Annotated in this window: 23 protein-coding genes, 1 tRNA gene and 1 pseudogene; 12 read left to right on the top strand and 13 right to left on the bottom strand. The window is 56.1% G+C overall.

Annotated elements, in window-relative coordinates; translation table 11 throughout:
- Nucleotides 1-50 precede the first annotated feature (50 nt).
- The 3 genes from MEB48_RS10605 to MEB48_RS10595 all read left to right on the top strand — a co-directional run bounded on the left by MEB48_RS10605 (nucleotide 51) and on the right by MEB48_RS10595 (nucleotide 2,256).
- Nucleotides 51-1,400, top strand: a complete 1,350-nt coding sequence (locus tag MEB48_RS10605; protein WP_237884213.1) for a sensor domain-containing protein — start codon at nucleotides 51-53, stop codon at nucleotides 1,398-1,400.
- 123 nt (nucleotides 1,401-1,523) lie between these two features.
- Nucleotides 1,524-1,679 (top strand): KGG domain-containing protein, encoded by a 156-nt coding sequence (locus MEB48_RS10600; protein WP_237884212.1) that lies wholly within the window; start codon nucleotides 1,524-1,526, stop codon nucleotides 1,677-1,679.
- A gap of 73 nt (nucleotides 1,680-1,752) precedes the next feature.
- Nucleotides 1,753-2,256 (top strand): DUF4142 domain-containing protein, encoded by a 504-nt coding sequence (locus tag MEB48_RS10595; protein WP_237884211.1) that lies wholly within the window; start codon nucleotides 1,753-1,755, stop codon nucleotides 2,254-2,256.
- Nucleotides 2,257-2,312: 56 nt separating this feature from the next.
- Here MEB48_RS10595 and MEB48_RS10590 read toward each other — a convergent pair whose 3' ends face one another.
- Nucleotides 2,313-2,714 (bottom strand): low affinity iron permease family protein, encoded by a 402-nt coding sequence (locus tag MEB48_RS10590; protein ID WP_237884210.1) that lies wholly within the window; start codon nucleotides 2,712-2,714, stop codon nucleotides 2,313-2,315.
- 196 nt (nucleotides 2,715-2,910) lie between these two features.
- Between MEB48_RS10590 and MEB48_RS10585 the strand changes: the two genes are divergently transcribed.
- On the top strand, nucleotides 2,911-3,057 hold the full coding sequence (locus MEB48_RS10585) for a hypothetical protein (protein ID WP_008074520.1): 147 nt from the start codon (nucleotides 2,911-2,913) through the stop codon (nucleotides 3,055-3,057).
- 197 nt (nucleotides 3,058-3,254) lie between these two features.
- On the opposite strand, the gene MEB48_RS10580 is transcribed toward MEB48_RS10585, so the two are convergent.
- On the bottom strand, nucleotides 3,255-3,794 hold the full coding sequence (locus tag MEB48_RS10580) for an AidA/PixA family protein (protein WP_237884227.1): 540 nt from the start codon (nucleotides 3,792-3,794) through the stop codon (nucleotides 3,255-3,257).
- A 125-nt stretch (nucleotides 3,795-3,919) separates the two neighbouring features.
- Nucleotides 3,920-4,423, bottom strand: a complete 504-nt coding sequence (locus MEB48_RS10575; protein WP_237884209.1) for an inclusion body family protein — start codon at nucleotides 4,421-4,423, stop codon at nucleotides 3,920-3,922.
- 392 nt (nucleotides 4,424-4,815) lie between these two features.
- On the opposite strand from MEB48_RS10575, the gene tam reads away from it, so the two are divergent.
- Nucleotides 4,816-5,586 (top strand): trans-aconitate 2-methyltransferase, encoded by a 771-nt coding sequence (tam, locus tag MEB48_RS10570; protein ID WP_237884208.1) that lies wholly within the window; start codon nucleotides 4,816-4,818, stop codon nucleotides 5,584-5,586.
- A 56-nt stretch (nucleotides 5,587-5,642) separates the two neighbouring features.
- Here tam and MEB48_RS10565 read toward each other — a convergent pair whose 3' ends face one another.
- From MEB48_RS10565 to MEB48_RS10555, 3 genes and pseudogenes are all read right to left on the bottom strand, one after another.
- A complete protein-coding gene (locus tag MEB48_RS10565) occupies nucleotides 5,643-6,026 on the bottom strand; it encodes a type II toxin-antitoxin system HicB family antitoxin (RefSeq protein ID WP_237884207.1) in 384 nt (127 codons plus the stop codon).
- Between the two features lie 60 nt (nucleotides 6,027-6,086).
- Nucleotides 6,087-6,264 (bottom strand): annotated as a pseudogene (locus tag MEB48_RS10560) (type II toxin-antitoxin system HicA family toxin).
- 412 nt (nucleotides 6,265-6,676) lie between these two features.
- The gene (locus MEB48_RS10555) at nucleotides 6,677-7,012 is read right to left on the bottom strand and encodes a hypothetical protein (RefSeq protein WP_237884206.1); all 336 of its coding nucleotides are present in this window, start codon (nucleotides 7,010-7,012) and stop codon (nucleotides 6,677-6,679) included.
- 280 nt (nucleotides 7,013-7,292) lie between these two features.
- On the opposite strand from MEB48_RS10555, the gene MEB48_RS10550 reads away from it, so the two are divergent.
- Genes MEB48_RS10550 through MEB48_RS10530 form a run of 5 tightly spaced genes read left to right on the top strand, consistent with a single transcriptional unit; the run spans nucleotide 7,293 to nucleotide 12,312 of the window.
- Nucleotides 7,293-8,747: a cytochrome c oxidase subunit II gene (locus tag MEB48_RS10550; protein WP_237884205.1), complete on the top strand. Its 1,455-nt coding sequence runs from the start codon at nucleotides 7,293-7,295 to the stop codon at nucleotides 8,745-8,747.
- A gap of 49 nt (nucleotides 8,748-8,796) precedes the next feature.
- Entirely contained in the window at nucleotides 8,797-10,572 is a 1,776-nt protein-coding gene (gene ctaD, locus MEB48_RS10545) for a cytochrome c oxidase subunit I (RefSeq protein ID WP_237884226.1), read from the top strand.
- Nucleotides 10,569-11,261, top strand: a complete 693-nt coding sequence (locus MEB48_RS10540) for a cytochrome c oxidase subunit 3 (protein ID WP_237884204.1) — start codon at nucleotides 10,569-10,571, stop codon at nucleotides 11,259-11,261. Before ctaD ends, MEB48_RS10540 begins: the two co-directional genes overlap by 4 nt.
- Before the next feature lie 6 nt (nucleotides 11,262-11,267).
- Nucleotides 11,268-11,981, top strand: a complete 714-nt coding sequence (locus MEB48_RS10535) for a heme-copper oxidase subunit III family protein (RefSeq protein ID WP_237884203.1) — start codon at nucleotides 11,268-11,270, stop codon at nucleotides 11,979-11,981.
- 13 nt (nucleotides 11,982-11,994) lie between these two features.
- Nucleotides 11,995-12,312: a cytochrome C oxidase subunit IV family protein gene (locus MEB48_RS10530; RefSeq protein WP_237884202.1), complete on the top strand. Its 318-nt coding sequence runs from the start codon at nucleotides 11,995-11,997 to the stop codon at nucleotides 12,310-12,312.
- 32 nt (nucleotides 12,313-12,344) lie between these two features.
- Here the strand turns inward: MEB48_RS10530 and MEB48_RS10525 are convergent, their stop codons facing one another.
- The 6 genes from MEB48_RS10525 to MEB48_RS10500 all read right to left on the bottom strand — a co-directional run bounded on the left by MEB48_RS10525 (nucleotide 12,345) and on the right by MEB48_RS10500 (nucleotide 17,407).
- On the bottom strand, nucleotides 12,345-12,905 hold the full coding sequence (locus MEB48_RS10525) for a magnesium transporter (protein ID WP_237884201.1): 561 nt from the start codon (nucleotides 12,903-12,905) through the stop codon (nucleotides 12,345-12,347).
- Nucleotides 12,906-13,130: 225 nt separating this feature from the next.
- Nucleotides 13,131-14,675, bottom strand: coding sequence for a Fic family protein (locus MEB48_RS10520; RefSeq protein WP_237884200.1), 1,545 nt, complete (start codon nucleotides 14,673-14,675; stop codon nucleotides 13,131-13,133).
- 333 nt (nucleotides 14,676-15,008) lie between these two features.
- Nucleotides 15,009-15,082 (bottom strand) — tRNA-Gly (locus MEB48_RS10515).
- A gap of 181 nt (nucleotides 15,083-15,263) precedes the next feature.
- Entirely contained in the window at nucleotides 15,264-16,148 is an 885-nt protein-coding gene (locus MEB48_RS10510; protein WP_237884199.1) for an alpha/beta fold hydrolase, read from the bottom strand.
- Nucleotides 16,149-16,463: 315 nt separating this feature from the next.
- Nucleotides 16,464-17,156: a pseudouridine synthase gene (locus MEB48_RS10505; RefSeq protein ID WP_237884198.1), complete on the bottom strand. Its 693-nt coding sequence runs from the start codon at nucleotides 17,154-17,156 to the stop codon at nucleotides 16,464-16,466.
- A 32-nt stretch (nucleotides 17,157-17,188) separates the two neighbouring features.
- Nucleotides 17,189-17,407 (bottom strand): cysteine-rich CWC family protein, encoded by a 219-nt coding sequence (locus tag MEB48_RS10500; protein WP_052964783.1) that lies wholly within the window; start codon nucleotides 17,405-17,407, stop codon nucleotides 17,189-17,191.
- A 190-nt stretch (nucleotides 17,408-17,597) separates the two neighbouring features.
- Between MEB48_RS10500 and MEB48_RS10495 the strand changes: the two genes are divergently transcribed.
- The gene (locus MEB48_RS10495) at nucleotides 17,598-17,837 is read left to right on the top strand and encodes a hypothetical protein (RefSeq protein WP_237884197.1); all 240 of its coding nucleotides are present in this window, start codon (nucleotides 17,598-17,600) and stop codon (nucleotides 17,835-17,837) included.
- A gap of 210 nt (nucleotides 17,838-18,047) precedes the next feature.
- The gene (locus MEB48_RS10490) at nucleotides 18,048-18,536 is read left to right on the top strand and encodes a hypothetical protein (RefSeq protein WP_237884196.1); all 489 of its coding nucleotides are present in this window, start codon (nucleotides 18,048-18,050) and stop codon (nucleotides 18,534-18,536) included.
- Between the two features lie 51 nt (nucleotides 18,537-18,587).
- On the opposite strand, the gene MEB48_RS10485 is transcribed toward MEB48_RS10490, so the two are convergent.
- A complete protein-coding gene (locus MEB48_RS10485) occupies nucleotides 18,588-19,700 on the bottom strand; it encodes an enoyl-CoA hydratase/isomerase family protein (RefSeq protein ID WP_237884195.1) in 1,113 nt (370 codons plus the stop codon).
- Between the last annotated feature and the right edge of the window lie 118 nt (nucleotides 19,701-19,818).

Here is a 19,818-nt window from a genome sequence, read left to right as displayed (position 1 = left end):
GTCAGGGAGGTTTGTTCAATGTTGCATTGTCCGGACACGCTCTCGGCATCATGGAAACCAGACATTCCGCACCACTGGCGAGCTACATCGACCTCTTGCTGGACGCCGTCTGTGCGGTGGACAAACAAGGTCGCTTCGTATTTGTCAGCGCGGCCTGCGAGCGCATTTTCGGTTACACCCCCGACGAGCTGATCGGCCAGCCGATGATCGAACTGGTACACCCCGCCGACCAACAGCGCACCCTCGACGCCGCGCGGGAGATCATGGGGGGCGAGCCCAAGCTCAACTTTGAAAACCGTTACCTGCGCAAGGACGGCCGGGTGGTGCACATTCTCTGGTCGGCGCGCTGGTCGGAGGTCGATCAGTTGCGCATTGCCGTGGCGCGTGACATTACCGAGCGCAAACAGGCCGAGTCCCGGCAAGCGGCGCTGTATGCGATCTCCGAAGCGGCCCACGCGGCGGAAGATCTGTTAACGCTGTTCAAACGCGTCCATTCGATCATCGGCGAATGGCTTCCAGCGTTGAATTTCTCCGTGGCGCTGTATGACGAGCACTGCGCGCAGCTGAATTTTCCCTATCACGTCGACGACCGTGAGCTGCAGCCCGAGCAGCCCGGGACGGTGACCGGACGTCTTTGCAGTGAAGTGATCCGCAGTGGCCTGCCGCTGCTGCTGACCCCGGATCAGAACGATCCGCCGGTGGGGTTTGAGGCACTGGTCGCGGGCCAGGATTCGCCCTGCTGGCTGGGCGTGCCACTGAGTTCGCAGAACGGCACCATTGGCGCGCTGATCGTTAAAAGCGTAGCGGGCGGCGAGCGTTACACCGAGCAAGACAAGGAGCTGCTGCAGTATGTTTGCGCCCAAGTCGCGACCGCTATCGAGCGCAAGCAATTGCATGCCCGGCTCCAACATATGGCCCAGTACGACCAACTGACTCAGTTGCCCAATCGCGAATTGCTGCGCGAACGCCTCAAGGCCTCACTGGCGCTGGCCCGGACAGACTCCGGTCGAATGGCGTTGCTCTACGTCGACCTCGACCGCTTCAAACAAGTCAACGACACCCACGGTCATGCGGTCGGTGACATGCTGTTGCAAGCGGTCGCCAATCGGCTCAAGGGCTGCGTGCGCGAAACCGACACCGTAGCGCGTATCGGCGGTGACGAATTTGTCGTGTTGTTGCACAGCATCCACGCCGCGGATGACGCGGAGGGTGTGGCGGGAAAAATCCGTCAGGTGCTGGTTCAGCCCCTGCGCCTGGACGGGCATAACCTGAACATCCAACCGAGCATCGGCGTCGCGCGATACCCTGAGCATGGCACTGAAGAAAATCAGCTGTTCAGGCATGCCGATGAGGCGATGTACATCGCCAAGCGCCAGCATCACCTGCGTCTCGGGGCTTGAAAGCCCGTCACCGTTCGTCGCAGCGTTGCCAGTTTTTCTAAACCTTTTTGACGATGGAAATTCTTATCCTATGCGGGCGGCTGCTCGCTGCTCGCTGCTCTCATCATCAAGAGGATGAAAACCATGCCTACTTCAAAAAATCCGAGTCCGGGTAGTGCCCACGATCGAACGAAGGCGTCTGAAGCCGGTCGCAAAGGTGGGAAAACCACCACGACGACCGTTGATAAAGACTCCGCGAAAAGCGGCATGGGCCGCAAAGGTGGTCAGAAATCCCGGTAATAGTGAAGTTGGTTTTATTAAAAGACGGGGGCGAAAGCCCCCGTTGGAATTTTCAAAGAAGGAGGGCGCGACCATGAGCCGGATGGCCACCCGTTTACGCAATGCCGGTTTTGTCACGTTACTGGGTCTGTTTGCCAGCAGTGCCTTTGCCCAGTCAGCCGCCGAATTCATCAACGAAGCATCGGCCAAAGGCATGGCCGACATCGAAGCCAGTCGCCTGGCGCACCAGAAAACCGAGTCCAAAGAGGTCAAGGATTACACCATCGTGGTGATCAACGACCTCACCACCGCCAATCAGCATCTGGCGAAAATTGCCAAGCAACTCGATTTGCCGGTCGCGCCACGTGAAGAGGTGATGGACAAGGCGAAAACACTGATCCCGGAGGTGAAGGACGACGCGTCCTTCGATCAGGTGTACGCCGCCAGTCAGGTGAAAACCACCCAGGAATCCATCGAACAGCTCCAACAACAAGCGCAGACCTCGGACGTGCCGCAAATCAAAGCGTTCGCCGAAGAAACCCTGCCCAAACTGCAAAACCACCTGCAAATGGCCAAGGCTCTGCAAGCCAGTCGTTAGCAGCAAAGGCGCGGGTGACATCGTCGGTCACCCGCGGCACATGGATCAACATTCATTCAATCCTGTTTCTTGGTCTTCTCGGGAACGACAGTGCCATCCAGGGGAATCGTTTCGCCCTCGCCGAGGTGGCGATATTTCTTTCTCAATTCTTCCAACTGTTTGAGATCCAGCGATTCGAGTCCCAGCATCGCGTTCTGCGCTTCTTTCGTGACTCGCAATAACTCATCGATCTTCAAGTGCAAAATATCCGTGTCGCGGTTCTGAGTGTTCTGGATCAGAAACACCATCAGGAAGGTGATGATGGTGGTCGAGGTGTTGATGATCAGCTGCCAGGTATCGTTGAAATGGAAAATCGGCCCGCTCAAGCCCCACAGGATAATCAGAACGATCGCCCCCAGAAATGTCCGGGGCAGGCCGGCCCACAGGGAGAGTTTCTGTGCAATATCTGCGAATTTCATTGCCGTGTTCCTTATAGGGATGCGCCTGATTTTCAGACAGCACGGGCATGACGAAAATTCTGCTGAATATTGCCTGCGGGATGAAAAGCCGATGTGCTGAATCCTCTGTCAGTGCTCATCCCTCGGGGCCGAGAAAGTCGCAACCATTTCCACCGACATGGGTCACTACTTCAAGCCCCTGAAACTGGAGAACAGCATGAACCTCGCCCGCACGTTTTACCTTTGTTGCTGCCTGCTTGCATTGCAGGGCTGCTTCGATAACTCGGATAACGAGACCAAAGACAATACGGATGGCACCAAGTCTTCGGTGCAGATGCAGGAGAAGGGGGCGGATAGTAAATAGCGGTGAGTCGCTGCTACCGTTGCACCCCAAGAAATAAGTGCGAATCCGTGTGGGAGCGGGCTTGCTCGCGAAGACGTCGGCATAGTCAATATAGATGTCGCCTGACACACCGCATTCGCGAGCAAGTCGGATCGCCGCACCGCCGCTCCCACAGGTTCCGCGCCTGAACTGGCATTGGTTTTTTTGTCTCTATCTATTCACGCCGACAGCGTCACCTCAGCCTTCCAGCTGAAGTAGCCCACCGCTTCACAGCGCTGGTTGATCAGCATGAAGTTCAATTCGCAGGCTGTCATGCCCGTGCTCAGTTGCGAACACTCCCAATAATGATCGTCGGCACTGTGGCTGCCAGGCTGGGTCGGGTTGGCGGGGTCGGGCGCGGGGACTGTCTGGTCGCTGTGAACGATCAGTTTGGGCGGGGAAAGGACCCCGGCATCGTCCACCGTCAGGTCGTGAAATACCACCGTATGTTCGGTCAGCAGGCTGACGGTCCTGCCGCGAATATGGAAGACCTTTCCGTTACTGACTGTCAGCGTTATTTTACTGTCACTTTCAGTACTTTGTGTCGTCGTGCTACTACTCACGGGGAAGATGAAACCATCTTCAATCACAGTCGGGTTCTGCGATTCAAGACTAGGTTGCGGATAACGTGAAAGCAACGATTCGGCATCGACAATCAGAAGCACGCTACTGGCTATTACGGCGCCCGCCGAAGGGGAGCTAATCGGTTCGGAAGTCATCATGGAATCCTTTCATGATGTTGACGCAAAACGGTAACCGCTTCGGTTCAAGCGAGACATCCTGTTCCAGCCGAGGCGGCAACGAGCTCGGTAGACCCCTCGTTGCCAAGGGGCCCGGCCCAGCATCAGTTACGGATGGTAATGAACGGATCCCATGTGCAGCAGCCGATGATCTGGCAGTCGCGATTCACGATCAGAAACTGGAAGTGATAGGTCACGCTGCCGCAGGCAAGGGTTTCCGAAGACCAGTAATGGTTATCGACCTTCTGGCAGCTGGGCACCGACGGATTGCTGGTGTTCGGGACTGCAAAGGAGGCGGTAGCCTTGCGTGGCGTGGGCGTAGAGATCAACTCGTTGCCTGCGTTACCGACGAATTTGTAGAAAATCACTGCTTGCTCGAAGCCCAGCGACAGGCTGGCTTCACGCCAGCGAATCAAATCGCCTACCTGGGCTTTCAGGTTGAGTTCGCCACCGGCCTGGCCACTCACCACATTGTTCTGATTGGTGACCATGTAGACATGATTGACGTCGATCATCGTCGGGGCAGCAGGGTTTGTGCTGATGTTCGGGTAGTTTTTCAGAATGGTTTCGGTGTCGATGGAGACAAGTACATCCGTGACTCGAGACATGGTAAAGCTCCTTGAATTTAGTGTTTACCTGGCTACCTACCAGGCACGACAACGCTTGTTTGCCTTGCGGCCGTTGCGAACACACTACTGGGGAACCCACTCGATCACGGGGTACGAGCTGGCCTTGCTCCTTGCCTTGAAATGACGGGTCGGGTTCCTTCCAACAGGCCGCGATAGGACTATAGATGCCATTTTTATACTGTCAAAATCGCTTCGCTTGTCGGTCGACGAACGGTCCTTTTTGATTATGATTTTCAATGAGCCGGCGATAGGAAAAGATTCGGTCAGATCTCTATGCTCTCCAAAAGTCGGGGGGCAGAGCATACCGGTCGATGTATCGTAGCGAACCGATTGTCAGCCTCTGGCTACAACTGCACCGACAGGAGAGCGATATGAGTTGGTCCGCCAAACAATACGTAGCTTTTGAAGATGAACGCACGCGCCCGGCGCGTGATTTGCTGGCCGCTATCCCCTCAGTGGATGTCCAATCGGCAATCGACATCGGTTGCGGCCCCGGTAATTCCACCGAGCTGCTGGTGCAGCGTTTTCCCAATGCCGTGGTGCGAGGTCTGGACAGTTCACCCGATATGATCGAGGCCGCCCGCAGGCGCTTGCCCCACTTGCGTTTCGACACCGCTGATATTGATACCTGGAACGAGACCGGCCCGTTCGACGTGATTTTCGCCAACGCGGTATTGCAGTGGCTGCCCGATCACGCCCGGTTGCTGCCGTCATTGGTGACCAGGCTTGCGCCGGGCGGTAGCCTGGCGATTCAGATGCCCGACAACCTCAACGAGCCGTCGCATCGGTTGATGCGCGAGGTCGCAGCGAATGGCTCTTGGGCTGACAAACTGACAAGGGCCGCTGGCCTGCGAACGGAAATGGAGGATGCGGGTGGTTACTACTCGATGCTGCGTGCCCATTGCACCCGGGTCGATGTATGGCGCACCACTTACTATCATTCGCTCGCGGACGGCGCATCGGGCGTGGTCGAGTGGTTCAAGGGCAGCGGTTTAAGGCCTTTTCTTGAGCCGCTGAATGAGGCGGAGCGGGTTCAGTATCTCCAGCAGTATCAGGCGGCGATCGAGCAGGCCTATCCGGCGCTGAGCGATGGTTCAGTGCTGTTGCCGTTTCCGCGGTTGTTCATGGTGGTGACGCGCTGACGTACAAAGGGACATGCCCGATCGTTTGTCCCTTTGTACGTCAGGGTCTTCGAGCATCAACCCTGCTGCAAAACCTTGAGTGCCGCCGAGGCCAGAAACCCGGAGCGACTTTTCTCTTCCGGATGATGCAGTACGTACTCATCGATGCGGTTAAGCAGGTAGCCGGGCAGGGTGATATTGAGTTTCTGGGCCTTGCCCAGGTATTTGGTGACATCGATGTCCACCACCGCCCACGTACACCCTGCGTACTGTGGATTGGCTGCGTGCAAGGTCACTTTGTTGGCGGGCGGAATCGGTGACCCGTCTTCGGCCAGCACTTCGAAATGGCCTTCGATGGCTTCGCGAGCCATGGCCATGGCGTCATCCAGATCCGCCCCGGCGGAGAAGCAGCCGGGAATATCCGGTACTTCCACGCCCCAGGCGTGTTCGTCATCGCCCATGGAAATTGCAATCGGCTAAAGCATGTTCGTCATCCTCCGAAGGCGCTGTCCATTGGTTAGTCAGAGCAGCGCCTGTTGCAAAATACTGATGGCCGTTTTTGAGCAGATCCTTTTTCGGATGAGGAACCGTTACCAGCCCTGGCTTGGTCGGATGCTTGAAGTGATGATGGCTACCCCTGATTCGTACCAGATACCAGCCGTCTGCAACGATTTGGCTTATCAAAAACCGGCTATTCACATCACCTCCCTGTGGTGTGCTTGTGGTTGCTATACCTACTGAAATTTATTAATCAACACTATAACCACCAATACATTTTGAGCACTGATGGGCTAGCGGCATGAAATCAGTCTAGGAGGGGCATTCGGCGATGGTTTGGGGAAGGCCGGCTTTCTGTATTGGGCGAATCGGACATGTAGGAGCCAGGCTTGCCGGCGAAGGCGTCCTTAAGAGCGCTTTCGCCGGCAAGCCTCAATGCCAGTCAGTTAAGACACGGAACCCTGTAGGAGCCGAGCTTGCTCGCGAAAGCGGCATATCTGGCGACATCAATGTTGACTGTACCGCCGCCTTCGCGGGCAAGCCCGCTCCTACAGAATTGCGCTTAACTGACTGGCATTGCGGCAAGCCTGGCTCCTACGAAAAGCGGTTGCTTCTAAATCAGCTGATCAATCAACACCGCGTTGGTATAGACCAGGCTTCCATCGCTCGCTCGGTGCCCGACCAAATGGAACTGGCCGCGCTCGTGGTGCAAGTAGACGCGCATTTGGCAGTCGGACAAGGGGCCGTATCCCTCTGGCAAGATCAAATCCATTGAGCTCATGTCGACATCGACCATGGCTTCAGGCTCATGGGTCTTCTGTAGGCGTTCTTCAGCTTCCTCTAGACGCAGATGGAGGGACCCATCGACATCAAAGCTGACCTCACCCATCGGGATGGACTTTTGGGCGCCGCTGGTTTTGCACCAGCCTTCGATCGTCAGGTTACTCATGACGAAACCTCCGTCGTGACTGTTAATGCCATTTCTTACCTACGCATAGGCAGGTTGGTCTTTCGGGGCCACTTCTGGCCGATCTCTGCCGTCCGTCATCAGAAACTGAGTATAGCTGGCAGCCGGGCCACGCTTGCCAACCTCGCGGTCCAACCCGATGGCTCTATACTTCTTACTGACTTTACCGCCTGGATGGACGGTACTTGTCTGCCCTGCCTGGGACGTCAGTGGCGATGCTTTTTGCATAACCAACGAGCAACAGGAATAGGATGAAGAGGAAATGGCAATAGCAATTATCTTGATACTTATCGTTATTGCCTCAGTACTGTTCCACCTGGTAGCGCCTTGGCATGCGACACCGGCAGCTTCCAACTGGGGGTCAATCGATACGACCCTGTTCATCACCCTGATCATTAGCGGAATATTTTTCATCGCCATCACGGTATTCATGGCGGTAGCCGTGATGCGTTATCGTCACAAGGAGGGTGCCAGGGCGCACTATCAGCCAGAAAGTAAAAAGTTGGAAACCTGGTTAATTATCGTGACTTCGGTAGGTATTGCCGCGATGTTGGCACCGGGGCTCGTCGTTTATAGCGATTTCATCCGGGTGCCGAAAAATGCCTATGAGCTTGAAGTGGTCGCCCAGCAGTGGCAATGGGCCTTTCGTTTTCCCGGCCAAGACGGGAAGCTGGGCAAATCGGATATCAAGTTTGTCGATGCCGCCAATCCCCTCGGCCTCGATCCCAGGGATCCTGTTGGTCAGGACGATGTGCTGATAAAAAACAACGAAGTTCGCCTTCCGCTCGATCAGCCAGTGAAGGTTTTGCTGCGCTCCAAAGATGTGCTGCATAACTTCTATGTACCGCAAATTCGCAGCAAGATGGACATGGTGCCGGGGATGGTGTCGTACTTTTGGTTTACACCGACCAAAACCGGGAAATATGAAATCCTTTGCGCTGAATATTGTGGCGTAGGTCATTACAACATGCGCGGCCAGATGATCGTGGAAGAGCAGGGTGCCTTCGATCAATGGCTGAACAACCAACCGACTTTTGCGCAGTCATTAACGACAGCTGCCAAACCCGGTCAGGACAGCGTGCTGGAAAAAGGTCGCTTGTTGGTCGAACAATACGGCTGCGGTGCCTGCCATAGCCAGGATGGCAGTACCCGTCTCGGCCCGGGATGGAAGGGGCTGTACGGCCGCACCGAACAGTTTGCCGATGGCACCAGTGCGCTGGTCGATGAGGCCTACCTGAAAGAGTCGATTCTCGATCCGAAAGCCCGGCTGGTACAGGGCTACCCACCGGTCATGGTGGCCTATACTCTCACTGAAGATGAACTGGGTGCTGTCGTCGCCCTGATCAAATCACTGGGTGAACCTTCTGCCAGCGAAGCGTTGGACCCAGGTGACGACTTGGCGACGCAGGGGCAGCGGCTGGCCGAATCGCTCGGCTGTCTGGCCTGCCACAGTGTCGACGGCAGCAAGGGTGTCGGCCCCAGCTGGCAGGGCTTGTATGGCAAGACAGTAACCCTTGCCGACGGGACGAATATCAAGGCCGATGAGGGCTATATAAAGGATTCGGTTCTTAATCCCGGCGCCAAAATCGTCAAAGGCTACGCAGCCGTCATGCCGGTCTTTACTCCGAGTGATCAGGAATTGAACGCACTGATCGCTTTTATCAAATCCAAAGCGAATGCCGACGCTGATGCGAGCAAGGCGGAGCCAGGGAAGTAGCCGTAAAGCAGCCAGGAATGCACCGAAACTTCGACAGGAGGATGACGTGATGGCCTATGCGGAGCAAGCCGAAACAGAAGCACTGCACGAGCCCAAAAGCTTCCTGACCAAATATATCTGGAGTCAGGACCACAAGGTCATAGCCATTCAATATTCCGTGACGGCTATATTCGTGGGCCTTATCGCTGTGGTGTTGTCCGGCTTGATGCGCATACAGCTAGGCTTCCCCGGCAGCTTGGAGTTCATGGACGCCAGTGCTTACTATCAGGCGATGACCATGCACGGCATGATCATGGTCATTTACTTGCTGACGGCGTTGTTTCTGGGTGGCTTCGGCAACTATCTGATCCCGCTGATGGTGGGCGCCCGTGACATGGTCTTCCCCTATGTCAACATGCTGAGTTTCTGGTTCTACCTGCTGGCGGTAGTGGTGTTGCTCTCCAGTTTTTTTGTGCCTGGCGGCCCCACCGGTTCGGGCTGGACGCTCTATCCGCCACAGTCCATTTCTCAGGGAACACCGGGGGTCGAGTGGGGCATCGTCCTGATGCTTATCTCACTGGCGATTTTTATTGTCGCCGCCACCATGGGCGGGTTGAACTACGTCACCACGGTGTTGCAGGCGCGCACACACGGCATGACATTGTTTCGCATGCCGCTCTCCGTATGGGGAATTTTCATGGCCTCGATCATGGCCTTGCTGGCTTTCCCGGCGTTGTTCGTCAGTGCGGTCATGATGCTGTTCGACAAGTTGTTGGGCACCAGCTTCTTCATGCCGGCGATGATCTCGCTGGGGCAGCAGATCGATCACCAGGGGGGCAGCCCAATATTATTCCAGCACCTGTTCTGGTTCTTCGGCCACCCGGAGGTCTACATCGTTGCTCTCCCTGCGTTTGGTCTGGTCTCCGACTTGATCAGCACGCATGCGCGTAAAAATATCTTCGGCTACCGAATGATGGTGTGGGCCATTATTGCGATCGGTGTACTCAGCTTCGTGGTCTGGGCGCACCATATGTATGTCAGCGGAATGAACCCGTACTTTGGCTTTTTCTTCGCCGTCACCACCTTGATCATCGCGGTGCCGACCGCACTGAAAGTCTACAACTGGGTGCTGACCCTATGGCGGGGCGACATCCATCTGACCGTGCCGATGCTGTTTGCCCTGGCCTTTATCGTCACCTTTCTGGTTGGCGGTCTGACCGGGTTGTTTCTCGGCAATGTGATCGTGGATATACCGCTCTCGGACACCTATTTCGTCGTGGCCCATTTTCATATGGTCATGGGAGTCGCACCGGTACTGGTGGTGTTCGGCGGCATTTATCATTGGTACCCGAAAGTCACCGGGCGCATGTTGAACGACACCCTGGGCAAGCTGCATTTCTGGATTACCTTTCTGGGCACCTACGCCATTTTCTTCCCCATGCACTACCTGGGTTTTCAGGGCATGCCACGCCGCTATTACGCTTATGAAAACTACGCGTTCATCCCGCAATCGGCGCAAGAGTTGAATGCCTTTATTACGGTGGTTGCATTGATTGTCGGCGTTTCCCAGCTGCTGTTCGTGTTCAACCTGGCCTGGAGTGCATTTAAGGGCAAGCCCGCAGGCAGCAATCCCTGGGGCGCGGCCAGTCTGGAATGGCAAACGCCGAATACCCCGCCGATTCATGGGAACTGGGGTGAGAAGTTGCCGGTCGTGCATCGCTGGGCCTATGACTACAGTGTGCCGGGGATAGAACAGGATTTCGTTCCGCAAACGGTCTCCGCCGAGGAGTTGGAGCACATGCGGGAACTCAATGCCGGAATTAAAATAGCGGACGTTAAAACATGAACAGACTGCTATTGAGAAACGCCGACGGCGCCGACCCCGGTGGTAGTTGGGGTCATGATCCTGGGGGGATTCAGGCCGCCGAGGGTGCCGATAGAAGCCATATTGCAAAAGTAGGCCTGCGCTTGTTTCTGGTGGTGGTGAGCTCGTTATTCTTTCTCTTTCTATTCGCCTTCATCGCCCGCTCACAAATGGCTGACTGGCTACCCCTGACAGAGCCTTGGGCGCCGTTAGCCAATCTTTGGCAGTTATGGCTGAACTCGGCTTTTCTGGTGTTCAGTTGTATCGCACTGCAGTGGTCGCGCATGGCTGCCCGACAGGCTCGACCGGGCGCAACGGTTATTGGTTTTGCATTGGGGGGCGTCTTTGCCATTGCCTTTCTGGTGGGGCAACTCTGGGTCTGGCAGCAGTTTGTCGTCTGGGGCTACTTTGTCGCCAGCAACCCGGCCAACAGTTTCTTCTACCTGTTGACCGGCCTGCATGGGCTCCACCTGCTGGGCGGGCTGATAGCCTGGGGGATAATCGTCGCTAAATTCCTGCATCGCGTGCCGTTGGCGCAACTTGGCGCCAGCGTAGAGCTGTGTGCCATCTATTGGCATTACTTACTGGGTCTTTGGTTCGTGCTATTCGCTTTGCTGGCCAGCACGCCGGAGACCTATGCAGCCATCGCCAGATTCTGCGGCCTGAGGTGAAAAGCCATGGCATCGCTCCCACTTGCCCCGGACGAGTCCAGTTCATCCAATCCACCAGACTCACCGCCTGCACCGGGATGGCAGGGCATCGCCAGCGACTGGTCCTCGGATAGGGAGGCCTTCAAGCAGGTCCCCTGGGGCAAGGCGATGATGTGGATATTCCTGCTCAGCGATACGTTTATATTCAGCTGTTTTTTAACCGGCTACATGTCGGTACGCATGGCCATCACCACTGCCTGGCCGAACCCCAGTGAAGTGTTCGCATTGACGATCGGCGGTAAAGAAATCCCGCTTATTTTGATCGCCATCATGACCTTTGTGCTGATCAGCAGCAGCGGCACCATGGCCATGGCCGTCAATTTCGCCTATCGCCGTGATCGCGCGAAAACCACAGCCCTGATGCTGGCGACCGCTGCCTTGGGGGTGGCCTTCGTCGGCATGCAGGCCTTTGAATGGAGCAAGCTCATCGCAGAAGGGGTGCGTCCCTGGGGAAACCCCATGGGGGCGGCGCAATTTGGTGCCAGCTTTTTCATGATTACCGGTTTCCACGGACTGCATGTGTCAATCGGCGCCCTCTACTTAAGCATTGTCGCGATGAAAGTATGGCGGGGAGATTATGAACGCTCCGGCAACTATCAGAACGTCGAGATAGCCGGGCTTTATTGGCACTTCGTGGATTTGGTGTGGGTGTTTATTTTTGCTTTCTTCTATTTATGGTAGAGGAGCACGGGTGATGGCACATGCTCAGGGTCAGCAACATCCAATCAGTTTGTACCTTAAAATCTGGGGGCTGTTATTTGTCCTCAGCACGCTGTCGTACCTTGTCGACTACTTCCAGTTTCATGGCTACCTTCGGTGGTCCCTGATTATCACCTTCATGTTGTTGAAGGCCGGTCTGATTGTCTCCATCTTCATGCACATGGCCTGGGAACGGTTGGCCTTGGTTTACGCCATATTGATGCCACCGTTGTGTTTACTGGTGCTCATCGGACTGATGGCCTCCGAAGCGGACTATGTTTTCCTCAGCCGGGTCATTTTCTTCGGCCAATAAGCAGCTTCCGGATGGCCTTGAGTCTGCGGGGGCTAACCCGATATCACTCGCTTGAACTGATGCCATTTGTGCTGCCAGGCGACTGTCCAGTGGGGGGCTGCCGTTCCCGTGCCGGCGATCTTCAGCGTTGGATGATGTTCGATAACCCGGTCCAATATCGATTCTTGATTCGGTTCAACATCCACGAAGAAGATATGTTTTCCCTCTTCTACCATCTGTTTGAAATTGCGGAAGTGAGCATTCGGCACCTGGATACCAAAAAATCCGCCTTCCCAGATGCAGAAGCCAAATACAACAATGGCCAGGAAGATAAAAGGCACCCAGCCTGCGGCGGATTCGGTCCAGCCCATCCAATAGGCGCCGCCAAGGACCAGCGCTGCAAGTGGCAAACCAACCACAGCACCAATCTCGCCAGAGTGGACAACATCCTGTTTCATTAACGAGTTAACCTCGTGGAGGTGATGTTCTTCAACCTCAGCGACTTGTTCACTGAGCACATGAATTTGTTCGGTATTGATGCCGTTGGCTTCCAGTTCATTTTCAAGGGCTTCAAGATCGTCGAGATTGTCACTGACATAATAGTGTCGATTCATGCCACACCTCCCATCTCGTATTGGCTGTAGACCTCCTCTGTCGTGCAGCCGTTAACTGAGATTTGCAGTCGGTATCTGTGTCCGTGGGGAACGTTGCACACTTCATGCAATTCGTAGGAAGTATAGCATTCGCTAGTATGCAGGATTGGCAGTGTCAAGATTCAGCGGCAGCATTAGGGGCGTGAAAAACGGGGAATCAAAGGCTTATCCGAAGCCGCCAAAGAATTACTCTTCGCCGACCTCCATCTCTCGATCCTCGAACGCGGAGCGCACGGCCTCCACCACACGTTCCGCCATGCCCTCGCCTTCAAGTTGCGGGTACCCTTTCTTTAGCTTGCCGGACACCACCCAGCCGTTCTCCTTGATGGAACGGATGATGCGGTTCGCATCCAGGTCTGGCATTTCCAGTACCTCTTTCAGCTGCTCCTGAGCTCGCTGAAAGATCACCAATACTCTGGCTTCATCCGCCATTTCCTTTCGAATCGTGTGCTCGACGACGCGTGCGGTGTACAGGACGTGTTCGGTCAGATCGGGATACCTCCAAGCAAAGCGTGCGTCCTCGTATTCATCGAAGATGAAGTTGCTGCGAGTCCCGTCCTCGTAGGTCACGAGTTCGCCGAACCGATAGGCCGCTGCGTAACGTCGCATGAACGGTCGCGAGAACACTTCTAGTGTACGGTCGTAGCCGGCTCTGAAGTCGATCGAACTCGTGATTGTGGCTGATACCGGCAGTATTACGCCGTCGGGCACTGCTTTATCCCGAATCAGGGTGTCGTTGATAAGGAAGCGATGAATCCGGCCATTGCCATCGCGCATGGGATGGATGTACACGAAGCCAAATGCCAACACCGCGGCACGTGCCACTGACTCCGCACCACGCGTTGCGACCTCAAACTCGTTGAGTCCTGCCAATAGCTGCGCAAGATCCGCGAAATGGGGGGCAATGTAATGCACGATGTCCTCGCGCATCGTGGCCTGCCCCACAAACACAGGGGAGCACCGCAAGCCTAGTCCAATGGCGTCACGCCCCAGAATACCGGCTTGCAGGGAGTGCAGGCTGTCGTTGCTCAACGGGTCTTCGATATGTCCGCAGTACTGGGCAATGACATGGGCAAACCGCTGGATGCGATCGGCCTGGTCGGCTTCCTTTTCGATGAGAAAGCTCGCGCGCGATTCCTTGAACGTCAGCCAACTGGCGGTGCGCATCAGGATGTCGGGGCCAAAGGCCTGATCCAATTCATCCAGTGCCTCGCGCAGATCGAATTGCAGAGCGTCCTGCACTGGCGCCGTACGACGAACCAAGGGGCAGAACTCAGCCGTCCCCGGCAGATTGTTATTGACGCGCCAGCGCCGCGTTCGCAGTGCTTCGCGACGAGTCAGGTAATCTTGTGGCGAAAGTACATCAACATAGCCGCCATTGGTCACGTCTGGCACATCCAGACGTTGCCCTGTCAGCCATTCGTAGAGGAATCCCGTGCGACGGGCGTACTGGCCGAATGGCTCCCGTCGACACCAGTCTTCGATAGGCTGCGGACCTATGGCCGCAAACAGGCGGGTGAAGAACTCGAGATGGATCTCTTCGTATTTGAGGCCGAATTCGAAATGTCCTGCGAAATCGTCTGCGGGCCGATAGCTTGCCGGATACCGGTTCTCCACATTTCCGTCACTTGCGCGACTGACACGTACAGTGCCGATCATCGAGTCGACTCGTAGAGGCTGTGCCAGTGCGATGTTGTAACGGTTCGCGAGGGTCTTGAAACCGACTTGCATTGACGAAATCCTTTACTGGGGCAAGAAAAACGCTAACAGACGATCGATCATATGCGAAAACGTTAATTTTCACAGATGTGAAAACATTAACACCTGATGAAATTTGATAATAAATCAGTGCTTTTCGAAAAAAACGCTAACAGACTTCAGGGGAGTCGCTCACGCCCCGAGAGCACACTTACTCATCGATCAGCGGATAATGGATGAAAATTTGGCTCTGTCTCAGTGCCCGATCCCACCAAACCCCAGACACAAAAAAACCGGCCATCGAGGCCGGTTTTTTTGTGTTCCTGCATCCCCGTCAAAAAAACTGACGTGAGACAAAAATTCGATTGGAGCGGGTGAAGGGAATCGAACCCTCGTTATCAGCTTGGGAAGCTGGAGTAATGCCATTATACGACACCCGCTCAGAGCGGCTGACTTTGTACCAGATGTGAGCGTGAAAATGAAGTTTTTCTTTGCGCGCGATGGCTTTAGCACGGGTGAAACGAAAGCATCGACCGCGTAGCGGTCATTCGCGGGCAAGCCTCGCTCCTACAGGAGTGCGTTCAACGCTGTAGGGCGGGGCTTGCTCGCGATGACTCTGTTTCAGATTGCCAATGCATGGTGGTCCTGGACGTAGTGGTAACGCGGCCGGCTTTCGTGTTGCGCCGGTTTCAGGAAGCCCAGCAGTGCGTTGCGGCTGTCTCTGCAGGCAGCTTTGTGCTCCATGTCGAGAAAGTGGCCGGTGGCCTGAAGGGTGCTGAAAGTGCTGTGCTGCACGTGGCCAGCAAACAGCCTGGCATCGGCGGCGGCGGTGTACTCGTCCCATTCGCCGTTCATGAACAGCACCGGCACGTTGATTTCTTTCGCCGCGTTCAGGTAGCACTGGCGGTCGCTGTTGAGCACGTCGCTGATGTGAAAATGCATCTGCCCGTATTCATGTTCGGCCAATGAACTGACGTGACGGTAGTTGAAACGCTTGAACAGCGAGGGCAGGTGTTTGCCGATGGTGCTGTTCACCAAGTGGCCGACCTGGTTACCGTCCCGGCTGCCGAGATAATCGACACCGCGCTCAAGGTAATCGAGCATGTGCTCGTTGACCACCGGCGAGAATGAACTGATCACAGCCTTTTCGATGCGCCGTGGCCGCTGGGCGAGGGCGACCAGCGTGGCGGCGCCACCAAAGGAAAACGACAGCACGTGTTCGGCGGCGAAGTGGTCGATCAGCTCCAGAAGAATCTGCCCTTCGATTTCCTTGGTGAGCATTTTCTCATGCAGGTTGTGGGCTTTTGACTTGCCCGCGTAGGGCTGGTCGTAGCACACCACATTGAACTCTGGGTAAAGGTTTTTCACGGTCTGTGCAAACGACGCAGTCGTGGACATCGAGCCGTTGACCAGAATGATGGTCTTCTCTGCGGCGTCTGCGCGATAGAACTCCGTGTAGACCCGATACTGACCCTGTATATCCAGCACAGCGATTTCTGGCCTCATGACATAAGACTCCTGGCAAGCGGGTATGCGCGCAAATCAGATTGCACGAGCTTTGTGACAGGTAGGCATACGCCTGGAATTTTGAAGGCCCATGTCGATCCATTGCAGGCCGGTCGACGGGTATTGTTATAAGCGGGCAGTTTGCCGGGGGAAGGCGGAACCTGAGGGTTCTCTGCCGGCAAAAAGTTTCTTAGAGTAGTTTTGGTGACTCGTCGGTCACGTTTTGCGCCGACGTCCTGATTCAAGCAGGGGTCACGTCATCGCGCAAGTATCTTTCGAAAAATGTTCGATAACTTCTGCTGAGCGGTCGTCTGCTTAGATCAATCGGATCTCTTCATCGCTCAACGGCCGGTATTCGCCGGGCTTCAACGCGTCGTCGAGCAGCAGCGGCCCCATGCGTTCTCGGTGCAGGCGCAACACCTTGTTGTCGAAGTGGCCGAACATCCGTTTGACCTGATGATAGCGGCCCTCGACGATGCTCAGGCGCGCCGATTTTGCCCCGAGCACGACCAGTTCGGCCGGTTGGGTGGTGAGGTCTTCGAAGGCGAAATACAGCCCGTTGGCGAATGTAATCGCGTAGTCGGCAGTGATGTCCTGCTCCGTCTCGACGTAGTAGACCTTGGGCAGTTTGGTCTGCGGTTGGGTCAGGCGTCGCGACCAGTTGCCATCGTTGGTGATCAACATCAGGCCGGTGGTGTTGAAATCCAGACGACCGGCGATGTGCAGGTCATCCATGTCCGGCTCATGGATCAGGTCGAGCACCGTCAGGTGTTGCGGGTCGCGGGTGGCGCTGACGCAGCCGGGTGGTTTGTGCAGCATGAAGTAGCGAGCGGGTTTGCCAACCTGCAGCACCTCATCGTCGACTTCCACACGGCTGAATTCGAGCACCTCGGCGTGGGGGTCGCTGACGACTTTTCCATCGATCCTGACGCGTTTTTCCACCAGCAACAGCCGTACCTGCTTACGGTTGAAGCGGGGCAGGTTGCTGAGGAAACGGTCAACGCGCATGGCTAGAGATCGGTGAAAAAGGGTCGCGTATCTTACGTGATCGGCCAAGCGGCTGCTTGCAACTGCATCTCGACCTGGGCGCAGGCCGGGCACAGGCAGGATTTGTCGCGCAGCTCGGCCGGCAGCGCCTGGAGCACCGCCGGATCAATGCTGACGCCGTAGCACCAGCAGGCCCGATCGACGGTTCGCGGGTCAGCCAGGCTGCAGTCGTTGGAGGCGCCGCAGGCCGGGCAGAGGTCAGGTTTATTCATGAGGAACATTCGATTACGGCCGGTTTGCCTGGCCCGAGACCGCGCATGATCGACCGGCAAGCAACCATGCGCAAGCCAGCTTGAGCTGGCCATTGATCAGAAGGCCAACGCCACTCTGGCACTCGGTGTCGGTTTTAAAGTCAAAGCAGGTGTCAGCCGACTGCTGTTGCAGGTCTTCCAGGAGGCCTCCATGTTCTGTCAAACAAAGCTGCGTCGCATACTGCTCAGTGTGTTTTTTGGTTTGGGTCTGTCCAGTTGTTACTACTACGTAGGCTCGGGTGATTACTATCCGACACCTTATTACTACCCCGGTTATTACTACTCACCTTACTACTACGGCGGCCCGCGTTTTTACGGGGGTTATCGTTACTATTATTTCAGTGGTCCCCGTCATCACCATCGTGGCGGACATCATCGAGGGCACCGATAACCGGCTCATGAATACAGCGGCGCGTCTGGCTTACGGACGCGCCGTTTTCTTATGGCAGGGATGAAACCTTTCATCGGCTACTTGTTTCCACGTGTTGCAGGAACGCACCAGATTCCGATTTCACGGTCTGATATTTCGACAGTCGCAGAACCATTGACTGTCGCCTGCCAGCGTCGCTGGTGTGGCTCACTCGCGGTCCAGGAGGCCGCCATGCTCTGTCAAAAACAGCTCCACCGAATTCTTCTGCTTGCTGTATTGGGATTGTCACTTGGTGCGTGCGTGCCCTATTCCGATGGAGGAGGCAACTACTACCGGTCCGAGGTCTACACGTCCCCAGCGCCGTATTACTCCGGTGGCGGGTCTTATTACTCCGACGGCCGTTACTACTCGGCCCCGCGCAGGTATTACTCGCCACCTGCACGGTATTACCAGCCAACACCGCGTTATTACCACCAGCCGCGGGTTTATCAATCGGCACCGCGCTATTACCAGCCGGCGCCACGAGCAGACTACCGGGTCTATCAGAATCGTGGATGGGACCGTCATGACCGCAGAGGTTGGGACGGTCATCACCGGGGCGGCTGGGACGGCCGGAACCGAGGCGGCCGGGACAATGACTATCGAGGCCACAGGGATCGCCGTGACGGAAGAGGCGATAATCGCGGTCGCAATCACGATGGCGGAGACGGCCACCGTTAACCACTCAATAAAAAGCGGCGCATGAAGTGCCGCTTTTTTTGTGCCTGATTTTTAGTATTCCGAGAGATCAGCCAGAGGATGCCGGCCTTCCCAGACCTTATGGAAATGCGCCTCCACCGCCGCCTCCGGCACATTGTTGATGTCCGGCCAGTGCCAATGAGGTTTCTGGTCCTTGTCGATCAACCGCGCTCGCACGCCTTCGCTGAACTCCGGATGACGGCAGCAGTTGAGGCTCATGGTGTATTCCATCTGAAAGACTTGAGCCAACGACAGATGCCGGGCGCGAAGGATCTGTTCCCACACCAGATGAGCGGTCAGGGGCGAGCCTTCCGTCATGGTTTTGGCGGCACGAGCGAGCAGCGGATCGGAATGATTCAGCAGCGCACCGATGGCCGTCCAGGCGCAACGAACATCGCTGACGTCCAACAATTCTTCGATCTGCTCGCGTCGAGGCAACCACTGCGCTTCGGGCATCTGCGCGACCGCTTCCTGTTGCAAGGCCTTGAGCAGGCTGTTGAGCTGCATGGCTGTCTGTTCCTGCCAGTTCAATTGCAGCAAACCTTCGAGCAGCTCACGCTGTTGATCATCGCGCATGAAGCGATCGGCGAGGCCCAGATCGATCGCATCACGACCGTTCATCTGGGCGCCGGTAAGGCCGAGAAACAATCCGAGCTTGCCGGGCAATCGCGACAGAAACCAACTGGCGCCGACATCCGGGTACAAGCCGATGCCGATCTCCGGCATCGCCAACCGGCTGCTCGGCGTAACGATCCGAATGCTCGCCCCTTGCAACAGCCCCATGCCACCGCCCAGCACGTACCCATGACCCCAGCAGATCAGCGGTTTCGGGTAAGTGTGCAGATTGAAGTCGAGGCGATATTCTGCCGCAAAGAAGTGCGCGGCCAAGGGCGGTACTTCGCCGGGATGGGCGCGGCACGCCTCCACCAGGCTGCGCACTTCACCGCCGGCGCAAAAAGCCTTGGTGCCATTGCCGCGCAATAGCACGCAAACGATTTGTGGTTCCTTGGCCCAGGCGTCCAGTTGATCGCGCAGGGCGTTGATCATCGGCAAGGAGAGGGCGTTGAGAGACTTTTCGGCATCCAGGCTGGCGATGCCGATGCGTGCGCCGTCGGTGCCGGTGAGTTCTTCGAAGTGCAGATTCATCATGACCTCGATCGGGAATTTGAGCGTTTAGTATGATCGCTATGTAGGAAAGTGCCGGATCTGCGTCAGATGAATTGACAAGCAGGGTCAGCTTTCCTAGGGTTCGCCCCATTGTTTT

Origin of the sequence: Pseudomonas sp. PGPR40 (genome assembly GCF_022014505.1) — a bacterium.
Taxonomy (GTDB): Bacteria; Pseudomonadota; Gammaproteobacteria; order Pseudomonadales; family Pseudomonadaceae; genus Aquipseudomonas.
Note: the sequence above shows the minus strand (reverse complement) of the source record. Positions and strands in the feature narration are given on the sequence as shown.

Bases quoted from the DNA above. Each gene is read 5' to 3' on its own strand.
- MEB48_RS10600 (WP_237884212.1), top strand. From the start codon at position 1,524: ATGCCTACTTCAAAAAATCCGAGTCCGGGTAGTGCCCACGATCGAACG.
- MEB48_RS10495 (WP_237884197.1), top strand. From the start codon at position 17,598: ATGTTCTGTCAAACAAAGCTGCGTCGCATACTGCTCAGTGTGTTTTTT.
- MEB48_RS10580 (WP_237884227.1), bottom strand. From the start codon at position 3,794: ATGACTTCCGAACCGATTAGCTCCCCTTCGGCGGGCGCCGTAATAGCC.
- MEB48_RS10525 (WP_237884201.1), bottom strand. From the start codon at position 12,905: ATGAATCGACACTATTATGTCAGTGACAATCTCGACGATCTTGAAGCC.
- ctaD (WP_237884226.1), top strand. From the start codon at position 8,797: ATGGCCTATGCGGAGCAAGCCGAAACAGAAGCACTGCACGAGCCCAAA.
- MEB48_RS10595 (WP_237884211.1), top strand. From the start codon at position 1,753: ATGAGCCGGATGGCCACCCGTTTACGCAATGCCGGTTTTGTCACGTTA.
- MEB48_RS10505 (WP_237884198.1), bottom strand. From the start codon at position 17,156: ATGCGCGTTGACCGTTTCCTCAGCAACCTGCCCCGCTTCAACCGTAAG.
- MEB48_RS10510 (WP_237884199.1), bottom strand. From the start codon at position 16,148: ATGAGGCCAGAAATCGCTGTGCTGGATATACAGGGTCAGTATCGGGTC.
- MEB48_RS10530 (WP_237884202.1), top strand. From the start codon at position 11,995: ATGGCACATGCTCAGGGTCAGCAACATCCAATCAGTTTGTACCTTAAA.
- MEB48_RS10575 (WP_237884209.1), bottom strand. From the start codon at position 4,423: ATGTCTCGAGTCACGGATGTACTTGTCTCCATCGACACCGAAACCATT.
- MEB48_RS10540 (WP_237884204.1), top strand. From the start codon at position 10,569: ATGAACAGACTGCTATTGAGAAACGCCGACGGCGCCGACCCCGGTGGT.
- MEB48_RS10565 (WP_237884207.1), bottom strand. From the start codon at position 6,026: ATGGGCGATGACGAACACGCCTGGGGCGTGGAAGTACCGGATATTCCC.
- MEB48_RS10500 (WP_052964783.1), bottom strand. From the start codon at position 17,407: ATGAATAAACCTGACCTCTGCCCGGCCTGCGGCGCCTCCAACGACTGC.
- tam (WP_237884208.1), top strand. From the start codon at position 4,816: ATGAGTTGGTCCGCCAAACAATACGTAGCTTTTGAAGATGAACGCACG.
- MEB48_RS10550 (WP_237884205.1), top strand. From the start codon at position 7,293: ATGGCAATAGCAATTATCTTGATACTTATCGTTATTGCCTCAGTACTG.
- MEB48_RS10555 (WP_237884206.1), bottom strand. From the start codon at position 7,012: ATGAGTAACCTGACGATCGAAGGCTGGTGCAAAACCAGCGGCGCCCAA.
- MEB48_RS10585 (WP_008074520.1), top strand. From the start codon at position 2,911: ATGAACCTCGCCCGCACGTTTTACCTTTGTTGCTGCCTGCTTGCATTG.
- MEB48_RS10490 (WP_237884196.1), top strand. From the start codon at position 18,048: ATGCTCTGTCAAAAACAGCTCCACCGAATTCTTCTGCTTGCTGTATTG.
- MEB48_RS10520 (WP_237884200.1), bottom strand. From the start codon at position 14,675: ATGCAAGTCGGTTTCAAGACCCTCGCGAACCGTTACAACATCGCACTG.
- MEB48_RS10590 (WP_237884210.1), bottom strand. From the start codon at position 2,714: ATGAAATTCGCAGATATTGCACAGAAACTCTCCCTGTGGGCCGGCCTG.
- MEB48_RS10535 (WP_237884203.1), top strand. From the start codon at position 11,268: ATGGCATCGCTCCCACTTGCCCCGGACGAGTCCAGTTCATCCAATCCA.
- MEB48_RS10605 (WP_237884213.1), top strand. From the start codon at position 51: ATGGAAACCAGACATTCCGCACCACTGGCGAGCTACATCGACCTCTTG.
- MEB48_RS10485 (WP_237884195.1), bottom strand. From the start codon at position 19,700: ATGAATCTGCACTTCGAAGAACTCACCGGCACCGACGGCGCACGCATC.